Origin of the sequence: Cobetia sp. UCD-24C, from assembly GCF_001306765.1 — a bacterium.
In the GTDB taxonomy this organism is placed as follows: Bacteria; Pseudomonadota; Gammaproteobacteria; order Pseudomonadales; family Halomonadaceae; genus Cobetia; species Cobetia amphilecti.
The window spans coordinates 1-904 of sequence record NZ_LJTD01000033.1; the positions used below are offsets into that span (position 1 = coordinate 1).

Annotated in this window: 1 protein-coding gene; it reads right to left on the reverse strand. The window is 50.2% G+C overall.

The window, feature by feature from the left end; translation table 11 throughout:
* Positions 1–904: ligand-binding sensor domain-containing protein (locus tag AOG28_RS18405; RefSeq protein ID WP_200906840.1), on the reverse strand; the 904-nt coding region annotated here is incomplete at both ends.

A 904-nucleotide genomic window follows, 5' to 3' on the forward strand; every position in this document is an offset into this window, starting at 1 on the left:
GGCATAATGGATGCTAATGCGATTACCATCGAACTCAGCTAGGCTCACGGTGTCACTGAGTGAATTGCCATTAATAACGACCTCTTCAATGGCTGAAGGGGGAGCATACTCATGAAAACGTCCCAGTTGGGCAGGGTCGATCACTGCGACGCCATAAGCTGTGGGTACCCATACATGACCTTCGTCATCAAGCAGTAAGGCTGGATTAGAGCCACCGTTCGCTTGGCTACTCACCAACCCGTCAGCTTCTCTAAACGTATCAAGCACAAGAGGTTGCGGCGCTGGGTCAGTTGCTGTTAGTACTAGGATCGAACTTAATGAGGTGCGCATGATGCCACGATTAGAGCTCATCCAGACGTTGTCATAGGGGTCTACGGTCACTTGGAAAATTTTTTCTGCGCTTAGGCCATGCTTACGCCCTACCACCTGTCCAGTCTGGCTGGCAGGATCATAGATAATTAAGCCGCGGTCGGTGGCAAACCAAAGGTGACCTTGATAAGGGAAAATATCAAACACATATTCGGCTTGATTAAAGGCGCTTAAATCTACTTTTTCGAAGCGATCGTCGCTCAGCACGAAAAGACCGCGCGCAGTACCTAGCCAAAGCCGCCGCTGCTGGTCTTGGTACAAGCTAACACTAAAGCGGGCTTGGTCAGCTTGGGGCGCAGCTTCAATGCCTGTAGCAGGGTGATAGCGGTTGAGGCCATTGGGCGTCGCAATCCATACGTAGCCATCGTGAGTACCAGTGATAGCCCGGATTTCATTGGCCAGCAGCCCGTCGTCACGAGTCCAGACTTGTTGTATTTTGCCATCGCGCCATAAGCCTAAACCATGAGTATAAGAACCAATAAACACGCCGTATTCAGGATGCTCATACAAACTGAGAATAGAGTGGTGAGTAAAA